Raw genomic sequence first — 23,164 nt, 5'->3', positions numbered from 1 at the left:
TGCCAGGCATCAAATAAGTGGAAAGCCCTGTACTGACGTACAGGGCTTTTTGCTATGGGAAATTTGGGGAAACAAAAGAAGAGATACCCTAGTTTTGCTGATTTTTCAGCCACTGAAGTACAAATTCTCCTACTTTATCTACCTCATTTATATTCAGAATGCTGATTGCCTGTGAAACCGGTATGAACAGATCATCACTTGCGACAGCAATAACATGCAGATCTATCAGATTCTCCAGCGATTTCCCTGTTTCTTTTCTGTACAGCATTATTTTATCAATTTCTTCATGCTTAAATCCTTCTACTAAAATCATATCCAGATTATTCCTGTCGAAACGCGCTGCCAGATATTCAAGATTCGGCTCGTCTTGTTCCGGCGTTTCAGTCATCAGCGCCCACCGGCTGCTGCTGGCAACCATAGTCTGGTCTGCGCCCGCTTTACGTAGCACAAAGCTATCTTTCCCCGGCGTATCCACATCCACATCATGATGGGTGTGTTTAATGAGACCGGTCCGTACGCCACGCTGTCGCAGATAGGGAATGAGCTGTTTCAGCAAGGTTGTTTTTCCGGTTCCGCTATAAGCGACGATCCCAAGCAAAGGCGTTTTTTTATTTATCATCTTGAGAGAGATCCGGGTTGTGGGTTTTCCAGTTAGCCACATCTTCCGGCGTGTTGAGATTGGAAAAGGCGGCAGAATCACTGAACAGCACCGATTTTGCTCCAATACTATGAAGAAAAATCATGAGCTTCCTGTCACCGTTTTTAAGATACGTCGTGAGTGCTGGTATCAGGCTCCTGTTTAACAGGCAAAGTGTTGGATGCTCACGCTCTGTGTCACGAGCATAAGCCGCTTTCTGTCCGGAAAGCCCGACAGATAACATTTCACTGAGATCGACAGGGAAAGCCGGAACGTCGCAGGGAACAAAGAGTACCCATTCGGTTTTGCTCACCGATAACGCTGCAAGCATACCGGCAAGAGGGCCTGAGAAATTCTGTTTGATATCCGGGACTGTCTGGAAATCCCTTCCGTAACGCTCAGAGTTCAGATTACAGCTGATCAGAATATCTCCGACTTGCGGACGTAATCTTTGAGCGATATGTTCAAATAAAGGCTGACCATGAATATCAATCAGTCCTTTATCTTCACCCATCCTGCTCGACCGACCGCCGGCTAAAATAACGCCAGTGATGCTACCACGATCCATAATATTTGCCCGTTAAAACCTCATTATTGCAGTTATTGTAACGCCATAATTTGGCCGCGCGCAGGTTAAACTTTTCTGCGGTGAGCTTGTACTTTCCCTGATGAAATAACCCTGTTATTTTTAAGGTCTGAAAACAAGTGGAGAAGGAATATCATGAAAGAGCATCGCGTAAACGAGTTGATCGAACTACTGCACCCGGCATGGAAAGAAGACTGTGATCTGAACCTGATGGAGTTTATTCAGAAACTGGCAACGGAATGTGGTTATCAGGGACAGTTGGGTGAACTGAGCGATGATACCTTGATTTATCACCTTAAAATGCGTGGTACCGACAGCACAGCTGAAATCCCGGGGCTTAAGAAAGACTATGAGGATGACTTTAAAACCGCTCTTTTACGTGCCCGTGGCGTGATTAAAGATTGATGTAAACTTATGTGAACTTCATGCGTGCCGCTAAAAATAGATGATACTATTTCCCATTGTCATTTTTCTGTGCGGCCAATCCGAATGAAGTCATGAACAATTCAGCATTTAATTTTCAGGCATTGTCGCCGGATCTTATCCTTGATGCTTTAGAGAGTGTCGGTCTTATTGCTGAGTCCGGCCTCACTGCATTGAACAGCTACGAGAACCGGGTTTACCAATTTCTTGGTGAAGACCGAAAACGTTACGTCGTGAAATTCTACCGCCCGGAACGCTGGAGCGAAGAGCAAATTTACGAAGAGCATCGTTTCTCGCTTGATATGGCTGATGCTGAAATACCGGCTGTCGCTCCGCTTTCAATCAATAAAGATACCCTCCATCGCCATCAGGGTTACCTGTTCACAGTGTTTCCCAGCGTGGGCGGTCGTCAGTATGAAATCGATAATCTGGACCAGCTGGAATGGGTGGGCCGTTTCCTCGGCCGCATTCATCAGGTTGGTAGTCAGAGCCCGTTCAAAGTTCGTCCGACGATAGGATTGGATGAGTATCTGACGCAGCCGCGCGAAGTTCTCGCGCAATGTTCCCTGATACCCGCCAGCCTGCGCGAACCTTTCTTATCCGCTACTGATAACCTGATCCGTACAACGCGGGAATTCTGGCATACGGACTGGCAGTCGATACGTTTACACGGTGATTGCCATCCGGGAAATATTCTCTGGCGTGATGGTCCGCTGTTTGTCGATATGGATGATGCCCGCACCGGCCCGGCCGTTCAGGATATGTGGATGTTGTTACATGGCGAGCAAAGTGAACAACGAATTCAGTTAGATATCTTGCTGGAAGCTTATGAGGAATTCGCCGATTTTGATTCCAGCGAGCTGGCGTTAATTGAGCCGCTGCGTGCTATGCGCATGGTCTATTATCTGGCCTGGGTCGCGAAGCGCTGGGGTGATCCTGCGTTTCCAAAAAGCTTCCCGTGGATGCAGGACGAAGATTTTTGGCGTGGTCAGATATCCGCTTTCACCGAGCAAATTAGGAAATTACAGGCACCTCCTTTACAGCTGATGCCAATGTACTGAGTCACGATTAATGTTCGAAGTTTAATTAAATGGAGATAGGCTTTATATGAAAAAGATATTCCTGGCACTGGTTGGTATGGTTATGGCCTTCAGTGTATCTGCAGCACAGTTTTCTGATGGTGCACAGTACGTTACTTTAGATAAAACCGTTGCTAATGAACCACAGGTACTCGAGTTCTTCTCATTTTATTGCCCGCACTGCTATCAGTTCGAACAAGTCTGGCATGTATCAGACAGCATCCGTAAGAACCTGCCAAAAGATGTGAAATACACCAAATACCACGTGGAATTCCTGGGGCCTTTGGGTAAACAATTAACTCAGGCATGGGCTGTTGCTATTGCTCTGGGTGTTGAGGATAAAGTCAGCCCGCTGATGTTTGATGCCGTTCAGAAACAACAGTCTGTTCAGAATGCTGATGATATCCGTAAGGTGTTTATTCAGGCCGGTGTGAAAGGCGAAGACTACGATGCTGCGCTTAACAGCTTTGTAGTGAAATCACTGGTTGTTCAACAGGAAAAAGCCGCTGCCGATCTGGGTCTGCAAGGCGTACCTTCTGTATTTGTGAACGGCAAATATATGGTTAAAAATGACGGACTTGATACCAGCTCAATGGACAGTTACGTCAAACAATATTCTGATGTGATTAACTTCTTATCGACCAAAAAATAAGACGTTTTGATCCCAGCGCCAGCCTTAGGGCTGGCGTTCTATTTTTATAAAATTAAAAATCAGAAATGATTACGGACGAAAATATAAATGTCTTCTGCCGGGAATTGTTTTTAATAAATATAACTATCCACAAAAGCTATTAAGTTTCTATTACACGAAAATCCCCCGCCTACTTTCTATAACCTGATGAAACCAGTAGTTAAAATTCTGTAATATTTTCCAGTACATTTCAGATAATAATCCCCTTTGGAAACTATTCACAAACTTATCCACAGGAAGATCCTTCGAGATCCCTCGCAAGTTCGCAATGATTTTTCCTGCTGAGGTTCGTCTTTCCGGCTGGCTATGGCATCCTTAGAGCATGTCTGATCACGAATAAAGAAGAGTTATGGCCCAGATAGCAGAAAACCCCTTAATCCTGGTGGACGGTTCGTCTTACCTCTATCGCGCTTATCATGCGTTCCCGCCGCTGACGAACTCTGCGGGTGAACCGACAGGCGCGATGTACGGTGTGCTTAACATGTTGCGCAGTTTATTGCTGCAATACACACCAAGCCATGTCGCTGTGGTTTTCGACGCGAAAGGCAAAACCTTCCGTGACGAACTTTTTGAACAGTACAAATCCCATCGTCCTCCAATGCCTGATGATCTGCGCTCGCAGATTGAACCTTTGCACCAGATGGTTAAAGCCATGGGCTTGCCCCTGCTGGTGGTTTCCGGCGTAGAAGCTGACGACGTGATCGGTACTCTGGCACTGGAAGCGGAAAAGGCAGGTCATGCGGTTCTCATTAGTACCGGCGATAAAGATATGGCGCAGCTGGTGACGCCGGGCGTGACGCTGATTAACACCATGAATAATGCGATTCTCGGGCCTGAAGAAGTCGTTGAGAAATATGGTGTACCGCCTGAACTGATTATCGATTTCCTGGCTTTGATGGGCGATTCTTCGGATAACATTCCGGGCGTGCCGGGCGTTGGAGAGAAAACAGCGCAAGCTCTGTTACAGGGCATTGGTGGCCTTGATGCGTTGTATGAAGATCTGGATAAAGTATCGACATTAAGCTTCCGGGGTTCAAAAACCATGGCTGCAAAACTGGCGGATAATAAAGAGGTTGCTTACCTCTCTTATCAGCTGGCGACCATTAAAACCGACGTTAAGCTGGATCTGACTTGCGCCGAACTGACGGTTTCTGAGCCTGATGCCGATGAACTCCACAAACTGTTTGGCCGCTATGAATTTAAGCGCTGGCTGGCGGACGTCGAATCCGGTACCTGGCTGAGCGCTAAAAAATCGGCAGGAAAAGCGCCAGCAGCAGCTAAGAAAGCTGCGCAGAATGAAGAAACGACTTCAACATCTGCTGTCGAACCTAACCAGCTTTCGCAAGAGGGCTACGTTACTATTCTGGATCAGGCAACGCTAGATGAATGGATCGGTTATCTGAAAGCCGCGGATGTTTTTGCATTCGATACAGAAACCGATGGTCTGGATACGCTGACGGCCAACCTGATAGGTCTGTCTTTCGCGACAGAAGCAGGCAAAGCCGCTTATCTGCCCGTTGCTCATGATTATCTGGACGCGCCGGTACAACTTGATCGCGATGAAGTGCTTAAGCAACTTAAACCGCTGCTGGAAGATGAGAAGCAACTGAAAGTCGGGCAGAACCTGAAATTCGATCGAGGCATCTTATTGCGCTATGACATCGAAATGAAAGGCATTGCCTACGACACGATGCTTGAATCCTACGTTCTCGATAGCGTATCTGGCCGCCATGATATGGACAGCCTCGCAGATCGTTACCTCGGCCATAAAACTGTAGGTTTCGAAGAGATAGCCGGGAAAGGCAAAAATCAGCTGACTTTCAACCAGATCGCTTTGGAGCAAGCAGCGCCGTATGCAGCGGAAGACGCTGATGTTACGCTCCAATTGCATCAGGCGCTTTGGCCACGTATTCAGGAAAGTGAATCACTGAAGAAAGTTTTCACTGAAATTGAAATGCCACTGGTGCCAGTTTTGTCTCATATCGAGCGCACCGGTGTTTTGATTGATCAGAATATTTTGGCCGCTCATTCCAAAGAGCTGGCCATCCGCCTGAACGAGCTGGAAAACAAAGCGCACGAGCTGGCGGAAGAACCTTTCAACCTTTCTTCGACCAAGCAACTCCAGGCTATTTTGTATGAAAAACAGAAATTGCCAATTCTGAAGAAAACGCCAGGCGGGGCTCCATCAACGAATGAAGAAGTTCTGGCTGAGCTGGCACTGGATTATCCACTGCCAAAAGTGATTCTGGAATATCGTGGTCTGGCAAAGCTGAAGTCAACGTATACCGATAAGTTGCCTCTGATGATCAACCCGCAGTCTGGCAGGGTTCATACCTCTTACCATCAGGCGGTAACCGCTACCGGTCGTCTGTCATCCAGCGATCCAAACCTGCAAAACATTCCTGTGCGTAATGACGAAGGGCGTCGTATTCGTCAGGCTTTTATTGCGCCAAAAGATTACATCATTCTGGCTGCCGACTATTCGCAAATTGAACTGCGTATCATGGCGCATTTATCCAAAGATGAAGGTTTACTGAAAGCGTTTGCTGAAGGTAAAGATATCCACCGTGCAACCGCGGCAGAAGTCTTTGGTACGCCACTGGAACGCGTCACCGGTGAACAACGTCGTAGCGCTAAGGCGATTAACTTTGGTCTGATTTATGGTATGAGCGCTTTTGGATTATCCCGTCAGCTGAACATTCCCCGTAAAGAATCTCAGCGTTATATGGATCTGTATTTCGAGCGCTATCCGGGCGTACTTGAATACATGGAACGCACACGGACTCAGGCTTCTGAGCAGGGTTATGTTGAAACGCTTGATGGCCGCCGTCTGTATCTGCCGGATATAAAATCCAGTAACGCCATGCGTCGTAAAGGCGCCGAGCGTGCCGCAATCAACGCCCCGATGCAGGGAACGGCAGCGGACATTATCAAACGCGCGATGATCTGCGTTGCTGACTGGCTCAAGCAATCCGATGCTCCTCGTGCCCGCATTATCATGCAGGTACACGATGAACTGGTGTTCGAGGTGCATAAGGATGATGTCGATGCAGCAAGTGAGAAAATTCGTAATTTGATGGAGTCGAGCATGGAGCTCGCTGTTCCGCTCAAAGTGGATGTCGGAACGGGTGAAAACTGGGACCAGGCTCACTAAGTGGTCATTTGACTAAGTGGATAGTAATTAAGCTACAGGATTATGTGCTCAGACCTTGAAGGTGATCGCATAATCCGCGATTTTTGTGTAAGTAAACTACAAAAAGTTCTTTTTCCCCGTCAGGAAATAGGGTAAAGTTTGTCTCGTAGGGTACAGAGGTAAGATGTTCTATCTTTCAGACCTTTTACTTCACGTAATCGGATTTGGCTGAATATTTTAGCCGCCCCAGGCATTTATGTCTGGGGCGTTTTTTATTGTGCTTTTCATGGCGTTGCGAAGGCTACCCTCAAACGCTATCTATAAAAAAGGGCGACCTGCTGGCCACCCTGATGATGTTCTTTACTTACACGTGCCTTTATAATGGCCGGTAACGTTATTCGCCGGACAATTCTTCTTCCAGCACTTCCGGTGGGATCTCGTTGAACCAGTTGTTCAGCTTATCGCTCAGTTTATCCACGCCCATTTTCTTCGGGGAAGAGAACGCTTCAACCTGAATATCGCCCATGAATTCTTTTACCGCTTCACGGACCATCTTGATTTGCGCCTGACGCGCACCGGAAGCCAGTTTGTCGGCCTTGGTCAGCAGCAACATTACCGGCGTACCAACATCCACTGCCCACTGAATCATCTGCTGATCGAGGTCTTTAAGCGGATGACGGATATCCATCAGCACAACCAGACCTTTCAGCGAGTTACGCATTTGCAAATATTCGCCCAGTGCGCGCTGCCATTTGCGTTTCATTTCTTCCGGTACTTCTGCATAGCCATAACCCGGCAAGTCGACCAGACGGATGCCGGGTTTGACTTCGAACAGGTTGATCAGCTGAGTACGTCCCGGCGTTTTACTGGTACGTGCGAGACTTTTTTGCTGCGTCAGCGTATTCAGCGCACTGGATTTGCCGGCGTTTGAACGACCAGCAAATGCGACTTCAATGCCTTCGTCAGCTGGCAGGTGCCGGATATCCGGGGCGCTCATGACGAAATGGGTCATATGATAGTTGTAAGTTTGGCTGGTCAAAACGTGCGTCTCCGTGAGGCATGAGTATCTGGCTGGCGATTATAACTGCAACAGAGCCGAGATGTGTTCGTGTTTTTGAAATCCGAATGATGAGGCGAAGGGACCACAGAGATGAAGGCGGGGGAAATTGCCTTCATGATGTAAGACATTTGCTATTCATGATGCGGGTTATTTCGCTTGTTTTATCGCCGTATTTTTTAATTCTTCTCGTAATCAATAAGATAAGGTTTGAGTGTTTCCGAAACCTCACTGGCGGCTGGCGGGTATCTTGAGCCTTTGCGCCAGTCGGGTAAAGTAATTCTTACGCGATGAAGGCAAGTAGGGAAACACGGATGAGTTCTGCATTCACGGATCACGGGAAATGCATTGCGATTTAAGGACGAACGGGGCCGGAGGCTCTGAAAGGCAAAGGAAAAACCGGGACGTTGACGCTATACAGGGAAAGTGTTTGAGGAATGTCCTTCTGTTGAAGGAAAGAAAAAGGCAGCAAGGTTAACTTGCTGCCTTTTTTCTTTGTTCGCTTTCTGCTAGATTCCGCCGCAAATCTATACTAAATGTACACACCTAAGAGCAGATGCCATGAAACAGCCAGCGAAAGCACCACGCGCCAAAACCGCGACAGCTAAAACGAAGAAGAAAAGTCGTGTAGAGCTTGATATCGAAGCGCGCGAACGCAAGCGTGATAACAAGCGCCGTGGCCATAAAGCAGGCTCACGTGCCAATCCGGATGCGGCTCAGAATCAAAACGGTTCTGGCGCTAAGAAAGCCGATCCGCGCATCGGCAGCAAGAAAGCAGTGCCATTAATCGTTGAGACAGTAACGAACAATGCGGCGAAAGCTAAAAAAGCCGCGCAGCCGAAGCAAGATGCAAAACCAAAAATGACGCCGGAAGAAGAACTGACGTTGCTGGAAAATGATGAGCGGCTGGATTCACTCCTGGACCTTATCGATGACGGCAAAGCACTGAGCGCAGAAGATCAGGCTTACGTTGATCAGACGCTGGATCGTATTGATGTTCTGATGGAAATCCTCGGCATTGAACTCGGCGACGATGAAGATGACGAAGAAGAAGAGAAGAACGAAGACATGATGCAGTTGCTTAAGCGCGGAAATCCAAAAGACGGTTTCTAAGCCGTGCGCTGGGTCATCCCGGCAATAGCCTTACTCTTTGCATGTTATATGCTTTGGTTATTCGGTAAACTACGGCGGTTATCGAAAACCAAAGCACGTTTGCGCAGAGCGACCTTTGTCAGGCAGGCCAAAAGCCTGCCTGTAAGGGAAACCGGCAGCATCCGACGCCGGAAGGAGTAAGTTACCCATGTCAGAACAGACCACCGTCTGGGATTTAGCGCTGATCCAGAAGTACAACTATTCAGGTCCGCGATACACATCCTATCCAACTGCGCTCGAATTCAGCGAAAACTATGATGATGCGGCCTTTAAAAAAGCGGCTGCGCGTTATCCAGAGCGTTCCCTTTCGCTGTATGTGCACATTCCTTTCTGTCATAAGCTCTGCTATTTCTGCGGCTGCAATAAACTGGTGACCCGCCAACAGCATAAAGCCGAAGAATACCTTAACGTCCTAGAGAAAGAGATCAGCCACCGTGCGCCGCTCTTTAAAGGCCGTCAGGTCAACCAGCTGCACTGGGGCGGTGGTACTCCGACTTACCTTAATAAAGCGCAGATAAGCCGCCTGATGGGCCTTCTGCGGGCACACTTTGATATCCTGCCCGATGCAGAAATGTCACTGGAGGTGGATCCGCGCGAAATTGAGCTGGATGTACTCGATCATCTGCGCAGCGAAGGCTTTAATCGTCTCAGTATGGGTGTGCAGGATTTCAACAAAGAAGTGCAGCGTCTGGTGAATCGCGAGCAGGATGAAGAATTCATCTTTGCGCTGATTGAACGCGCACGTGCTCTGGGTTTCAACTCCACCAATATCGACCTGATTTACGGCCTGCCGAAACAAACGGCGGAAAGCTTTGCTTATACGCTGCAACGCGTGGCAGAGCTGAACCCGGATCGTCTTAGCGTGTTCAATTACGCCCACATGCCAAAATTGTTTGCCGCTCAGCGCAAAATCAAAGACGCCGATTTGCCGGGCGCAGAAGAGAAACTGAAGATTCTGCAGGAAACCATCGCCTCACTGACGGCGTCCGGTTACCGCTTTATCGGGATGGATCATTTTGCCCGTCCTGACGACGAACTGGCGATAGCCCAGCGCGAAGGCAAACTGCACCGCAATTTCCAGGGATATACCACGCAGGGCGACAGCGATTTACTGGGAATGGGGGTGTCAGCCATCAGTATGCTGGGCGATACCTATGCACAGAACGAGAAAGACCTTAAAACGTATTACACCAGAGTGGAAGATCAGGGGAACGCACTATGGCGCGGCCTGGAAATGACCAATGACGATTGCCTGCGCCGTGATGTGATTAAATCGCTGATCTGCCATTTCGAGCTGAATTTCGCGGATATCGAACAACGTTATGGCATCCGCTTTAATGATTATTTTGCCGACGATCTGGCGCTGCTCAAACCGCTGACCGAAGACGGGCTGGTTGAGATGAGTGATACGCATATTCAGGTGACGCCGCGCGGCCGTCTGCTGATCCGCAATATCTGCATGTGTTTTGATATTTACCTGCGCCGCCAGGTTCGCCAGCAGCAATTTTCCCGGGTTATCTGACGCTCGCCGCATAAACAAAAACAGCCGCATTTGCGGCTGTTTTGCTTTCAGGCACCTGCCTTTTATTCCATACCCAGTTCTTTCAGTTTACGGGTCAGGGTATTTCGTCCCCAGCCCAGTAAACGTGCCGCTTCCTGTTTGTGCCCCTGAGTATGGCGCAGCGCCGTAGTCAGCAGCGTACGTTCCATCTCCGGCTGTGCTTCTGACAACAGGTTTTGATGACCGGAACGCAGGGCGCGATCGGCCCATTGTGCCAGCAACGTTGCCCAACTGTCCGGCAGGCTTTGCCCACCCGTCTCTGGCGCTGCCGTTTCAAACAATTCACTCGGTAAATCCTGAATCAGCACTTCCTGACCGGCGGCCATGACAGTTAACCAGCGACAGGTATTTTCCAGCTGGCGCACGTTGCCTTGCCACGGCAGACGGGTGAGCGCGGTTTCTGTTTCCGGATGCAGGTTTTTTGCTTCAACGCCCAGTTCTTTCGCCGCAACTTGCAGGAAATAACGCGCCAGACGCGGGATATCTTCACGACGTTCACGCAGCGGAGGCAGATGGACGCGGATCACGTTCAGACGGTGGAATAAGTCCTCACGGAATTTGCCTTCCTGAACCCGTAACTCCAGATTCTGGTGGGTAGCCGCGATAATCCTGACATCCACTTTTACCGGCGCATAGCCGCCGACCCGATAGAACTGCCCGTCAGCCAGCACGCGCAGCAGGCGGGTTTGCACGTCGAGCGGCATATCACCGATTTCATCGAGGAACAGCGTGCCGTTATCGGCCTGCTCAAAACGTCCCTGGCGGATGGTATTCGCCCCGGTAAATGCGCCTTTTTCGTGGCCAAATAATTCGGACTCAATCAGGTCTTTCGGGATTGCTGCCATATTCAGAGCGATAAACGGTGCTTTGGCGCGCGGGCTGTGACGATGCAAAGCATGGGCGACCAGCTCTTTACCAGTTCCGGATTCCCCGTTTATCAGCACGCTGATTGAAGAGCGTGATAACCGGCCGATGATACGGAACACGTCCTGCATGGCTGGCGCTTCACCAATAATATCAGCTGTCGGGCCACTGGCGGGCTGGCTGCGCGCGGGTTGTTGTTGTTCCTGATAATGACTGATCGCACGCTCGACAAGCGCAACGGCTTCGTCGATATCGAACGGTTTTGGCAGATAATCAAACGCACCTTGCTGATAGGCGCTGACCGCGGCATCCAGATCGGAATGCGCTGTCATTATGATGACCGGAAGCATCGGATGGCGCTGTTTAATCTGTTTTAACAGCGCTAAACCGTCCATGCCGGGCATACGGATATCTGATAACAAAACGTCAGGGGTTTGAGTCGCAATGGCATCAAGCACTTCATTGCCGCTGTCAAACGTGGTGCAGGTTAAACCGGCTCCAGTGAGAGCGCGTTCAAGTACCCAGCGGATGGAGCTATCGTCATCGACGATCCAGACTATCCCTCGTTGCATAATAACCTCACTGGCGAATAGGCAGGAAAACCGAGAATTCGGTGTGTCCTGGCCAACTGTTAAATTCAACTTTACCCGAATGCTGATCAATCAAACTGCGCGCGATGGAGAGGCCCAAACCGGTGCCCCCTTCGCGGCCACTGACCATGGGGTAAAAAAGGGTGTCCTGCAAATGCGCCGGTACGCCAGGGCCGTCATCTTCAATATCGATACGGGCCACCAGACGATAACGCACGCCGTGTAACGTAATCTGGAAAGCCGTGCGTGTGCGCAAAGTAATTGTGCCGCCTTCGTCCCCGAGCGCCTGCAATGCGTTGCGGGTGATGTTCAGCAAAATCTGTTCAATCTGATCCGGATCGTGCGCCAGTTCTGGCAGGCTCGGGTCATAGTCTCTGACCAGCTGAACGTTATCCGGTTTTTCCATCGACACCAGCTGGCAAACACGTTCGGCAACCTGATGAATGCTTTGTGTGACGTGCTGGCTTGGGCGTTGTGGCCCCAGCAGGCGATCAACCAGATTACGCAGACGGTCGGCCTGCTCAATAATGACTTTGGTGTATTCCAGCAGAGCCGGATCGGGCAGTGCTCTGGATAATAACTGGGCGGCACCACGCAGCCCGCCAAGCGGGTTTTTGATTTCATGGGCCAGGCCGCGGATCAAATCCCGTGCTGCAACCTGTTGAGCATGCTGCAACTGTTCCTGACTGAGGCGTCGCTGATTATCCATCGGCGCCAGTTCGACCAGAATAAAACCTTCCGGCAGCATCTGCGCAGTCAGTGAAAGTACGTGCGCGCGGCCATCGACAACCAGAGTCACTTCGCTGTCTGTAAAGCCCTGTCCGGCTGTCAGACTTTCACGCATTAAGTCGATATTGAGCGAAAAATATCCCACCAGTTCCGGCAAAGGGGTACCAAAGAGTTTGCGGGAACTTTGCGCCAGTAACTGCTGAGCGGCTGGATTGGCGTAATGCACAGCCAATTCGTCGTCCAATAACAGAACGCTGTTGATTAAGGAATTCAGGATCTGCCCAGCATCGGGCAGCTTGCCAGTTGCCATACCGCAGTCTCCCGCACCTGATTGGTGCATTTTATCTCGCTACCCGGCGAAATCACGGGCCAGAGGGGTTAAGCAGGAAAGAGTGTGGAGAAAAAAGCCCATCCGGAGATGGGCTGAAAGTTTCCACGGCAACAAATAAAATCGTCTTACTTAATTTTGACGCTAAAGGCTTTGTTACAACCAGGCCATCAGTCGGGTATTACGCTCAGCGCCAGATCAACAGCTGGCGCTGAGTTCAGGGTTTAATCAGAAATTAAACGCTGTAGTACAGTTCGAACTCAACAGGGTGCGGAGTCATACGCACACGATCCATTTCTTCTTTACGCAGACCGATGTAAGCATCGATAGCGTCATCAGTGAACACGCCGCCACGGGTCAGGAACTCGCGGTCTTCGTTCAGTGCGTTCAGAGCTTCTTCCAGTGAACCTGCAACTTTTGGAATTTCTGCTTCTTCTTCCGGTGGCAGGTCATACAGGTTTTTATCCATCGCGTCGCCAGGGTGGATCTTGTTGATGATACCGTCCAGGCCGGCCATCATCAGTGCAGCAAACGCCAGGTATGGGTTAGCCGCTGGATCAGGGAAGCGTGCTTCGATACGCATGGCTTTAGGGCTGGATACGTGTGGAATACGGATAGAGGCAGAACGGTTACGCGCAGAATACGCCAGCATCACGGGTGCTTCGTAGCCCGGGACCAAACGCTTGTAGGAGTTGGTTGTCGGGTTAGCGTAGGCATTGATTGCTTTAGCGTGCTTGATGATACCGCCGATGTAGAACAGTGCCATTTCAGACAGGCCGCCGTATTTGTCGCCAGCGAACAGGTTGTTACCGTTCTTGGACAGAGACATGTGGCAGTGCATACCGGAACCGTTATCGCCAAACATTGGTTTTGGCATGAAGGTCGCAGTTTTTCCAAATGCGTGAGCCACGTTGTGAACCACGTATTTGTAGATTTGGATTTCGTCAGCTTTTTTGGTCAGCGTGTTGAAGCGGGTTGCCACTTCGTTCTGGCCAGCAGTTGCTACTTCGTGGTGGTGAGCTTCAACAACCAGACCCATTTCTTCCATGGTCAGACACATGGTTGAACGCAGATCCTGGGAGGAGTCGACCGGAGGAACCGGGAAGTAACCGCCTTTCACAGCAGGACGGTGACCTTTGTTGCCACCTTCGTATTTGGTGCTTGAGTTCCATGCGCCTTCGATATCATCGATAGCAACGTGGGAACCGGAGATGCTGCTGCCGAAGCGCACATCATCAAACAGGAAGAACTCTGGCTCTGGCCCGAACAGAACGGTGTCCGCGATACCAGAAGAGCGCAGGAAATCTTCTGCACGTTTTGCAGTAGAACGAGGGTCGCGGTCATAACCTTGCAGCGTAGTTGGCTCAAGGATGTCGCAACGAATGATCAGCGTGGTTTCTTCGTAGAACGGGTCAAGAACAGCAGTGCTCGCATCTGGCATCAAAACCATGTCAGATTCGTTAATGCCTTTCCAGCCACCGATTGAAGAGCCATCAAACATTTTGCCTTCTTCGAAGAAGTCAGCGCTAACCTGGTGTGCAGGAATGGTGACGTGCTGTTCTTTGCCTTTGGTATCTGTGAAACGTAAATCTACGAATTTCACTTCATGCTCATTCAGCATCGTCAAAACGTGTTCAGCGGACATACTAGTTCTCCCGAATTTCTCATTATCGTCGTGGAACGAATAACCATTTTTGGTCTTTAGTTGGAAATAACAGCTTTACTTGAACTGGCGTGTGGCCTAAACAGCACTATTATTTGTCTGGTCAGACTCTTTCACCCAGTAAAAACTTTTTACCCTAAAAAATTTTTACTCTAAAAACTATTAGCGAAAAGTGTGCCAACTTTGAGAAAATGCAAACAACGCCATTTTACAGGGCTTTTGCACTCGATAAGTATGCACCATAACGGAATTTATGCACTACAATGGTGCTAATCGTGAGATGCAAGGCACCAAAAAGGTGCGTCATAATGGTTCAAGGGTTCTTTTGCACCGTGAAAGGGATCACAAAGTAGCCATCCACAAGTTGTTTCAACAAGATCCTTGTGATCTTGTTTAGAACCTCGCTTAATACGTGTACAATAGCGCGCTATTTCTAATGCCTGAGGCAAAGCTGTGATCGAAAATTTGCGTAACATCGCCATTATTGCCCACGTTGACCATGGTAAAACCACCTTGGTCGACAAGCTGCTGCAACAATCCGGTACTTTCGGAGAACGTGTAGAAGCTACCGAACGCGTAATGGACTCCAACGATTTGGAGAAAGAGCGTGGGATTACCATCCTCGCAAAAAACACCGCCATTAATTGGAAAGACTACCGCATCAACATCGTGGATACCCCAGGACACGCCGACTTCGGCGGTGAGGTAGAGCGTGTGATGTCAATGGTCGACTCGGTGCTGCTGGTTGTGGATGCAATGGATGGCCCAATGCCGCAAACCCGTTTCGTGACCAAAAAAGCATTCGCTAATGGTCTGAAGCCGATCGTGGTAATCAACAAAGTTGACCGCCCTGGCGCGCGTCCTGACTGGGTTGTTGATCAGGTCTTTGACCTGTTCGTAAACCTGGACGCAACTGACGAACAACTCGATTTCCCAATCATCTATGCATCTGCACTGATGGGTATCGCGGGTAACGACCATAACGATATGGCCGAAGACATGACCCCGCTGTACCAGGCGATTGTTGACCACGTATCTCCGCCACAAGTTGAGATGGAAGCACCTTTCCAGATGCAAATCTCTCAGCTGGACTACAACAACTATGTTGGCGTCATCGGCATCGGTCGTATCAAACGCGGTACTGTTAAACCTAACCAGCAGATCACTGTGATCGACAGCGAAGGTAAAACCCGTAACGGTAAAGTCGGTAAAGTTCTGACCCACATGGGTCTTGAGCGTATCGAAGCGACCGTTGCTGAAGCTGGCGATATCATCGCGATCACCGGTTTGGGTGAGCTGAACATTTCCGACACTATCTGTGACCCGGCAAATGTTGAAGCTCTGCCAGCGCTGAGCGTTGATGAACCAACCGTTACCATGTACTTCTGCGTTAACACCTCTCCGTTCTGTGGTAAAGAAGGTAAGTATGTGACTTCACGTCAGATCCTTGACCGTCTGAACAAAGAACTGGTGCACAACGTAGCATTGCGTGTTGAAGAAACTGAAGATGCTGATGCATTCCGTGTTTCAGGCCGTGGTGAACTTCACCTGTCGGTTCTGATCGAAAACATGCGTCGTGAAGGTTTCGAGCTGGCGGTTTCCCGTCCTAAAGTAATCAACCGTAAAATCGATGGCCGCATGCAAGAGCCATTCGAGAACGTGACACTGGATATCGAAGAGCAACACCAGGGTTCTGTCATGCAGGCCATGGGTGAGCGTAAAGGCGATGTCAAAGACATGATCCCAGACGGCAAAGGTCGTATCCGTCTTGATTACCTGATCCCAGCACGTGGCCTGATCGGTTTCCGTACTGAATTCATGACCATGACTTCAGGTACCGGTCTGCTGTACTCCACGTTCAGCCACTACGATGACGTCCGTCAGGGCGAAATCGGTCAGCGTCAGAATGGCGTTCTGATTTCCAACGGTCAGGGTAAAGCAGTTGCGTTCGCACTGTTCAGCCTGCAAGACCGCGGTAAATTGTTCCTGGGCCACGGCGCAGAAGTGTATGAAGGCCAGATCATCGGTATTCACTCACGTTCTAACGACCTGACCGTGAACTGCCTGACCGGTAAGAAACTGACCAACATGCGTGCGTCCGGTACTGACGAAGCGACGACTCTGGTTCCTGCTATCAAAATGTCTCTGGAGCAAGCTCTGGAATTCATCGATGATGACGAACTGGTCGAAGTGACTCCTCAGTCTGTGCGTATCCGTAAACGTCACCTGACCGAGAACGACCGTAAACGTGCAATGCGTGGTCCAAAAGAAGGTTAATCTTCTTTTACGCATACCGTTACACAGAAACAGGGTGCCTTTGGGTACCCTGTTTTTTTTGTATTTTTTTTCCAAACCTGCGCTAAACCCCACGCATCTGTCACTGTTCACCTGTACGTTTTACCGCTAAAGTTAAAAGTCATCTTTGAAATCAGGAGCGTGCAATGCTGTACATTTTTGATATGGGAAACGTCATTATTGATATTGATTTCAAACGTGTTCTTGGCGTGTGGAGCCATCTGAGCGGTACGCCATTGGCTACGCTGATGGAGCGATTCTCGATGGGCGAGGTATTCCAGAAGCACGAGCGTGGCGAAATCAGCGATGAACAGTTTGCCGCCGACTTATGTCATGAAATGGGCATTGCGCTCAGTTTCGAGCAGTTCAGCGCGGGCTGGCAAGCCATATTCGTCGGGTTGAGACCTGAAGTGATCACGGTATTCAAGAAACTGCGCGAAGAAGGCCATCGCGTTGTCGTGCTGTCGAATACTAACCGCTTACATCTGGATTTCTGGCCTCAGCATTACCCGGAAATTGAAGCCAATACCGATGCGATGTATCTTTCGCAAAATCTGGGCATGCGTAAACCTGAACCGGAAATTTTCCAGCATGTACTTGAGAAAGAGGGATTTTCTGCCAGACAGGCAGTATTCTTTGATGATGTTGCTGAGAATATAGAAGCCGCCCGTGCGGCAGGCATTGAGGCTGTGTGGGTGGAAGATAACCAGACAGTACCGAAATACTTTTCCTGAAGGATGTAAGGATGCACAAAAGGGCATTGAGGCACTATCCAAAATCATTATGGAAATTCACAGTCCTGCTCTTAAAGCGTTCAGATAAAGATGGCCTGACGCTTCTCGCGGGCCATTTAGCCTATGTCTCTTTGCTTTCACTGGTTCCGCTGATCGCCGTGGTATTTTCGCTGTTTGCATTATTCCCGGTTTTTTCGGAAATCAGTGCGCAACTGAAAACCTTCATTTTTTCTAACTTCATGCCGGCAACGGGCAATACCATCCAGCGCTATCTTGAACAGTTTGTGGCCAACTCCAGTAAAATGACCGCGGTGGGCACTTGTGGATTAATCGTCACTGCGTTGCTTCTGATAGCTTCTGTAGACAGCGTGCTGAATAAAATCTGGGACAGCAAAACCAAGCGCCCGATTGTGTTCTCCTTTGCAGTGTACTGGATGGTATTAACGCTCGGCCCGATTCTGCTGGTAGCCAGCGTTGCGGTCAGTTCTTATCTGCTTTCGCTGAACTGGCTTAACCTGAGTGGCGTGCATTCCCTTATCGATCATGCGCTGCGGATCCTGCCTTTGCTGATTTCCTGGGTGACGTTCTGGCTCTTATATCAGGTCGTGCCCACGGTCAGGGTGCCGGCCAAAGATGCGCTGGTAGGCGCCCTGGTTTCCGGTGCCTTATTTGAACTGAGTAAAAAAATCTTCACTCTGTATATTCAGCTTTTCCCATCGTATCAGTTGATTTACGGTGTACTGGCGGTGATTCCAATTTTATTTCTTTGGGTCTATGTCAGCTGGTGTATCGTGCTTCTTGGCGCGGAAATCACCGTTACGCTTGGCGAGTTTCGTTCCCTGAGAAAATTGCAGTCTGCTCAGCAAGTAGCAGCAGAAAAATCAGTCTGAAGGATTTGTATGATTGCGTTAATTCAGCGGGTATTGAATGCCAGCGTGACCATCGACGGAAGCGTCTGTGGTGAAATCGGGCCAGGGTTGCTGGTTTTGCTGGGGGTTGAGCGGGGCGATGACGAACAAAAAGCCAAACGTCTTTGTGAACGGGTGATCGGGTACCGGATATTCGGTGACGAGAATGACAAAATGAACCTGAACGTCCAGCAGGCTGGTGGCAGTTTGCTGGTGGTTTCGCAGTTTACGCTGGCGGCGGACACTCAAAAAGGCATGCGTCCGGGGTTCTCACAGGGCGCAGAGCCGCAGGAAGCCGACCGGTTGTATCAGTATTTTTGCGGGCAATGCCGTGAGAAGGGTATTGCTACAGAAACGGGCCGTTTCGCCGCGGATATGAAAGTGGCACTGGTGAATGACGGGCCGGTGACCTTCTGGCTACAAGTCTGATCGATAAGGCATAACGCCGGAGAGAAAGCATCTATGTATCACCTGAGAGTACCGACGACCGAAAAAGAGCTGGCCGCCTATTACCGATTCCGCTGGGAAATGCTGCGCAAGCCGTTGCATCAACCGGAAGGTTCAGAACGTGATGCCTACGATTCGATTGCGCATCACCAGATGGTTGTGGATGAAAACGGCGATCCGGTTGCGGTCGGTCGTTTATATATTAATGCCGATAACGAGGCTTCAATCCGTTTTCTGGCCGTTGATCCGAATGTACAGGACAAAGGACTGGGGACGCTGGTGGCGATGACGCTGGAGTCTGTCGCCCGGCAGGAAGGCGTGAAGCGTGTGGTGTGTAGCGCGCGTGAAGATGCCGTGGAATTCTTCGCAAAGCTGGGTTTTGTGAATCAGGGTGAAATCACCACGCCACAAACGACACCGGTTCGCCATTTCCTGATGATTAAACCCATTGAAACGCTGGACGATATTTTACACCGCCCAGACTGGTGCGGTCAGTTGCAGCAGGCCTGGTACGATCACATCCCGCTGAGTGAAAAAATGGGTGTGCGTATCAGCCAGTACACCGGCCAGAGATTCGTAACCACGATGCCGGAAACGGGCAATCAGAATCCTCATCACACCTTGTTTGCGGGTAGCTTATTCTCGCTGGCCACACTGACCGGCTGGGGACTCATCTGGTTATTGCTGCGTGAGCGCCATCTGGGCGGCACTATCGTGCTGGCCGATGCGCATATCCGTTACAGCACGCCGGTGACCGGCAGACCGCGTGCCATCGCCGATTTGGGCTCTGTCCGGGGCGACCTTGACCGGCTGGCCCGCGGACGCAAAGCGCGCGTGCAGCTTGAAGTGAATTTATACGGCGACGAGACTGACGGCGCCGTGTTTGAAGGCACTTATCTTGTTCTTCCCGCCGCTCCCGGCGCGCCGCTGGAGCCTGAAATCAACTGATTCGCTTTCCGTAAAAACAAAAAGGCACCGTGCAAACGGTGCCTTTTTACGTTCAGATGCGGAATTGATTATTCCGGCGCAGCGCCTGAAACCAGCCCGTTAACCATTTGCTGATTCAAAGTCTGTCCGTTGCTGCCGGTAACCTGCAAAGTGCCTCTGAGTGTCGGTTTGAAATCGACATTGGCGGGCATTTGGCCTTGCAAATTGAGCTGCATATTGGCATTACCGTCCAGCGCCAGGTGCGGCCATCCCCAGTTTTCCAGCTCATTTGCCGGCACCGCACGTCCGGTCATTTTCACGGAGAAATGGCGCTGTGGTTGCTGATCTACCGTTGCCGTCGCTTCCAGTAGTCCTTCTTTGGTGAAGGCGCTCAGCTCGGAAATATTCACCTGACTGTCGTTCGCATCCAGCGTTATGGAAGGGCGGCGAACATCATTACGGTTGAACGTCGCTTCACTGGCGTTGAGATTCAGCTTCCCGCCCCAGACTCCCCACTGATGGTCGCGCGCCAGCAACAAATTACTGCCCAAACCATCAAGCGCTGTGATTTGGAACGGGAACTGCGGGTTGATATCGATAATCAGGTTACGGTTAGCGATGAACCGGCTGACAGAAATTTCGGCCAGCGGAGCCGGCAACGCCTGAAGCCAGAGTTGTTTCCAGTTCTGAGGCAGCGTGTATTCCAGCCCGGCAACGGAAAGCTCATCCAGCTGCAGACGTTTGTTCGCACGCAGCCAGTTACCGGTCGTTCTCAGCAAGCTACGCTCCCAGCGTGCGGTTGCCTGTTTGATGGAAATTCCCTGCGGGGAAAGGTCGAGGCTGATGATTGGATCCTGAATATGCAGATTACCGTCAATCATGTCCGTCGCGTTCAGCGTGATTTCGCCGTCATCGCTTTGCCAGTCGCCTTTCTCCAGCGTCAGGTCTTGCACGGAAAGGTCGACATCACTGAAAGCCCAGTCAATGCCTTGCAGCCGGGCGTCGATCAGATCCAGGCGCTGAATCGTCACTTTCGGCAATGTCTGGAAATCATCAAAGAATGCAGAAAGCGATTTTGACGTTTGCAGGCGGACATTGCTCAGACGCAGATTCTCGATATTCCAGCTGCCGTCGGCGTCCTGCGTCGCTTTACCGGTCAGCTGACCGCGCGCCAGATCGCCACCGAAATTACTCAGTGTCAGATTCTTGTTGTTGATATTGCCCTGAATCAGCACGTTTTCAGCCGGAAGCCCGTTTACGGTCAGGCTCAATGCGCTCAGCTGGAAATCGGCTTTATCACCCAAAAGCTGATTCGGTTTCGGTTGCCACGGCGAAATACCGGCATTAATTTGCTGCCCCTGAATATCGAGGCCTGCGGTATTGCCGGTCAGTGCCATCTTGCTCAGTTGCAGCGTATTGGCCTGTAAGGGCAGCTTGATGGCGGAAGGGCTAACGTTCAGGCGGCCATTGGCCAGAACAACGTGATCGAAAAAGTAAGGGTCAGTAATCTGACGCCAGCTCAAATCGAGATCCACTTCTCCGGCGTTCAGAATTTCAGGCTGATTTTTTTGCCCGAAGATGACATTCGTCAGCGTGATGCGGCCAGGCATTGACCAGTTGTGATCCAGCTTTTCTACCGAGAGCCGGTACTCGCTGTTGTCGCTTATCCAGCGGCTGACCCAGCCGGCAGCCCAGCGGGTTTGTAATAGGACGTACACCAGTACGATCGCCAGCACCAGAAGTAAGGCGAACGTCAGCAAAATTTTACCGATAAATCTCATCGTCTGGAGCCCTGTAACGGGAAAAAGGAAAAAAGATTCTTTGTTTATGCCGCAAACAGCGACTTTTCTCAACAGGTTAGCAGAAGGGAGACAATAAAAAGCGGCAGGGGTTCCAGACCCGCTGCCGCTGTTGCACGTGGATTACATCCCGTGATTACTTTTCGTGAGGGAAAACCAGATTCAGAACTATCGCAGTAATCCCGCCCGCCGCGATGCCGGAAGACAGCAGCGTTTTAATCCAGTCTGGCGCGAATTGCAGGATCAGCGGCTGCTGGGAAACGCCCATGCCGACGGCCAGTGAAAGCGCCATGATCATAATCGCGCGGCGGTTCAGGCGCTCGCGGGAAACAATACGCACGCCGGAAGCGGCAATCGTACCGAACATCACGATGGTTGCGCCGCCTAAAACAGGCTCAGGAATGTGCTGCACAAACCCGGCAACCGCAGGGAAAAGCCCCAGTACGATCAGCATCAGCGCAACCACGAAGCCAACATAACGGCTGGCTACGCCGGTCAGCTGAATCACGCCGTTGTTCTGGCCGAAACAGGAGTTAGGGAAGGTATTGAATACGGCTGACAGCATTGAGTTCAGGCCGTTAGCCAGCACGCCGCCTTTGATGCGCTTCATGTACAGAGGGCCACTGACCGGCTGCTCGGAAACGTCAGATGTCGCAGTGATATCACCGATGGTTTCCAGCGACGTCACCATAAAGATAAGCATTAGCGGGATGAGCAGATTCCAGTCGAAGCCAAGGCCGTAATACAACGGCGTCGGTAACGTAATCCAGTTGCTCTGCGCGGCTGGTGCCACGTCAGGCAACATGCCCATCATCCAGGCCGCCAGATACCCTACCGCCATGGCGATAACCAGAGAAGCGACGCGCATATACGGATTACGCTGGCGGTTGAGCAGAATGATAACCATCAGAACGACGGCGGCCAGAATCAGGTTTTTAGGCGCGCCAAAAGTATGATTACTCATCGCCGCATAGCCGCCACCAATTGACGTCAGCCCGACCTGAATCAGCGAAAGACCGATAATCATGACGACGATGCCGGAAACCAGCGGGGTGATGACGCGGCGTGCAAGGTGCAGTAAACGCGACAAAACGATTTCGGTGCAGGACGCCAGCATCAATGTGCCGAAGAGCGCGGCCATCATTGTCGGAACGTCAGCGCCGCCGTTTTTCAGTGCCAGACCGCCCATAATCAGCGGCGAGACAAAGTTAAAGCTGGTGCCCTGAATTGAAAGCAGTCCGGAACCGACGGGACCCCAGGTTTTAATTTGCAGAATGGAAGCCAGGCCCGAAGCAAATAGCGACATGCTGATAATGTGCTGAGTGTCCTGCGCAGGTAATCCCAGCGCCTGACAAATCAGTAATGCGGGGGTGATCACCGCGACAAACATCGCCAGTAAATGCTGACAGGCGGCAAAGAGAGTCTGAGGTATTGGCGGACGGTCTTCGAGCCGGTAAATCAGTTCACTTTTTGGCTGGGGGGAAAGGTCTGGTTGCTGAGAGTCTTGTTCTGTGGTTTGCGAACTCATGTTATGGCATTCCAATAAGCGGCAAAGCGGGCA

General features: G+C 50.5%; 19 protein-coding genes. 11 read left to right on the top strand and 8 right to left on the bottom strand.

What is annotated here, in order from left to right; all coding sequences use genetic code 11:
- Window positions 1-88: 88 nt before the first annotated feature.
- Together mobB and mobA are read right to left on the bottom strand one after the other, a co-directional pair.
- Window positions 89-619 carry a molybdopterin-guanine dinucleotide biosynthesis protein MobB gene (gene mobB / locus J8X26_RS20560; RefSeq protein ID WP_208951811.1) on the bottom strand — a complete coding sequence of 177 codons (531 nt, stop codon included), beginning with the start codon at window positions 617-619 and terminating at the stop codon, window positions 89-91.
- Window positions 609-1,205: a molybdenum cofactor guanylyltransferase MobA gene (gene mobA / locus J8X26_RS20555; protein ID WP_208951810.1), complete on the bottom strand. Its 597-nt coding sequence runs from the start codon at window positions 1,203-1,205 to the stop codon at window positions 609-611. The genes mobB and mobA overlap by 11 nt, the downstream gene beginning before the upstream one ends.
- A gap of 153 nt (window positions 1,206-1,358) precedes the next feature.
- On the opposite strand from mobA, the gene J8X26_RS20550 reads away from it, so the two are divergent.
- The 4 genes from J8X26_RS20550 to polA all read left to right on the top strand — a co-directional run bounded on the left by J8X26_RS20550 (window position 1,359) and on the right by polA (window position 6,570).
- Window positions 1,359-1,628 (top strand): YihD family protein, encoded by a 270-nt coding sequence (locus tag J8X26_RS20550; RefSeq protein ID WP_152324935.1) that lies wholly within the window; start codon window positions 1,359-1,361, stop codon window positions 1,626-1,628.
- A 92-nt stretch (window positions 1,629-1,720) separates the two neighbouring features.
- Complete coding sequence (locus J8X26_RS20545) at window positions 1,721-2,707, top strand: serine/threonine protein kinase (RefSeq protein WP_152324937.1); 987 nt, start codon at window positions 1,721-1,723, stop codon at window positions 2,705-2,707.
- Window positions 2,708-2,753: 46 nt separating this feature from the next.
- Complete coding sequence (gene dsbA / locus J8X26_RS20540) at window positions 2,754-3,377, top strand: thiol:disulfide interchange protein DsbA (protein ID WP_101079959.1); 624 nt, start codon at window positions 2,754-2,756, stop codon at window positions 3,375-3,377.
- A gap of 388 nt (window positions 3,378-3,765) precedes the next feature.
- Window positions 3,766-6,570, top strand: a complete 2,805-nt coding sequence (polA, locus tag J8X26_RS20535; RefSeq protein ID WP_208951809.1) for a DNA polymerase I — start codon at window positions 3,766-3,768, stop codon at window positions 6,568-6,570.
- 373 nt (window positions 6,571-6,943) lie between these two features.
- Here polA and yihA read toward each other — a convergent pair whose 3' ends face one another.
- Window positions 6,944-7,588: a ribosome biogenesis GTP-binding protein YihA/YsxC gene (gene yihA / locus J8X26_RS20530; protein ID WP_152324939.1), complete on the bottom strand. Its 645-nt coding sequence runs from the start codon at window positions 7,586-7,588 to the stop codon at window positions 6,944-6,946.
- A gap of 579 nt (window positions 7,589-8,167) precedes the next feature.
- On the opposite strand from yihA, the gene yihI reads away from it, so the two are divergent.
- Both yihI and hemN read left to right on the top strand, forming a co-directional pair.
- Entirely contained in the window at window positions 8,168-8,719 is a 552-nt protein-coding gene (yihI, locus tag J8X26_RS20525) for a Der GTPase-activating protein YihI (RefSeq protein WP_152324940.1), read from the top strand.
- Window positions 8,720-8,906: 187 nt separating this feature from the next.
- Window positions 8,907-10,280: an oxygen-independent coproporphyrinogen III oxidase gene (gene hemN / locus J8X26_RS20520; protein ID WP_208951808.1), complete on the top strand. Its 1,374-nt coding sequence runs from the start codon at window positions 8,907-8,909 to the stop codon at window positions 10,278-10,280.
- Between the two features lie 62 nt (window positions 10,281-10,342).
- On the opposite strand, the gene glnG is transcribed toward hemN, so the two are convergent.
- The 3 genes from glnG to glnA form a co-directional block, all read right to left on the bottom strand.
- Window positions 10,343-11,755, bottom strand: a complete 1,413-nt coding sequence (gene glnG, locus J8X26_RS20515) for a nitrogen regulation protein NR(I) (protein WP_152324944.1) — start codon at window positions 11,753-11,755, stop codon at window positions 10,343-10,345.
- A gap of 7 nt (window positions 11,756-11,762) precedes the next feature.
- On the bottom strand, window positions 11,763-12,812 hold the full coding sequence (glnL, locus tag J8X26_RS20510) for a nitrogen regulation protein NR(II) (protein ID WP_152324945.1): 1,050 nt from the start codon (window positions 12,810-12,812) through the stop codon (window positions 11,763-11,765).
- 253 nt (window positions 12,813-13,065) lie between these two features.
- Window positions 13,066-14,475, bottom strand: a complete 1,410-nt coding sequence (glnA, locus tag J8X26_RS20505) for a glutamate--ammonia ligase (RefSeq protein ID WP_152324947.1) — start codon at window positions 14,473-14,475, stop codon at window positions 13,066-13,068.
- A gap of 471 nt (window positions 14,476-14,946) precedes the next feature.
- Between glnA and typA the strand changes: the two genes are divergently transcribed.
- The 5 genes from typA (at window position 14,947) to fabY (ending at window position 19,825) form a co-directional block, all read left to right on the top strand.
- Window positions 14,947-16,770 carry a ribosome-dependent GTPase TypA gene (typA, locus tag J8X26_RS20500; RefSeq protein WP_152324949.1) on the top strand — a complete coding sequence of 608 codons (1,824 nt, stop codon included), beginning with the start codon at window positions 14,947-14,949 and terminating at the stop codon, window positions 16,768-16,770.
- 164 nt (window positions 16,771-16,934) lie between these two features.
- Window positions 16,935-17,522, top strand: coding sequence for a glucose-1-phosphatase (yihX, locus tag J8X26_RS20495; RefSeq protein WP_208951807.1), 588 nt, complete (start codon window positions 16,935-16,937; stop codon window positions 17,520-17,522).
- 11 nt (window positions 17,523-17,533) lie between these two features.
- A complete protein-coding gene (locus J8X26_RS20490; RefSeq protein ID WP_152324951.1) occupies window positions 17,534-18,412 on the top strand; it encodes a virulence factor BrkB family protein in 879 nt (292 codons plus the stop codon).
- Between the two features lie 9 nt (window positions 18,413-18,421).
- Window positions 18,422-18,859 carry a D-aminoacyl-tRNA deacylase gene (gene dtd, locus J8X26_RS20485; protein WP_152324953.1) on the top strand — a complete coding sequence of 146 codons (438 nt, stop codon included), beginning with the start codon at window positions 18,422-18,424 and terminating at the stop codon, window positions 18,857-18,859.
- Window positions 18,860-18,892: 33 nt separating this feature from the next.
- A complete protein-coding gene (gene fabY / locus J8X26_RS20480) occupies window positions 18,893-19,825 on the top strand; it encodes a fatty acid biosynthesis protein FabY (RefSeq protein WP_152324954.1) in 933 nt (310 codons plus the stop codon).
- Between the two features lie 68 nt (window positions 19,826-19,893).
- Here fabY and J8X26_RS20475 read toward each other — a convergent pair whose 3' ends face one another.
- Together J8X26_RS20475 and J8X26_RS20470 are read right to left on the bottom strand one after the other, a co-directional pair.
- A complete protein-coding gene (locus tag J8X26_RS20475) occupies window positions 19,894-21,585 on the bottom strand; it encodes an AsmA family protein (protein ID WP_208951806.1) in 1,692 nt (563 codons plus the stop codon).
- 154 nt (window positions 21,586-21,739) lie between these two features.
- The gene (locus tag J8X26_RS20470) at window positions 21,740-23,131 is read right to left on the bottom strand and encodes a uracil-xanthine permease family protein (RefSeq protein ID WP_208951805.1); all 1,392 of its coding nucleotides are present in this window, start codon (window positions 23,129-23,131) and stop codon (window positions 21,740-21,742) included.
- Window positions 23,132-23,164: the final 33 nt, after the last annotated feature.

The organism is Rahnella sp. ChDrAdgB13, from assembly GCF_017655185.1.
In the GTDB taxonomy this organism is placed as follows: Bacteria; Pseudomonadota; Gammaproteobacteria; order Enterobacterales; family Enterobacteriaceae; genus Rahnella; species Rahnella contaminans.
Note: the sequence above shows the minus strand (reverse complement) of the source record. Positions and strands in the feature narration are given on the sequence as shown.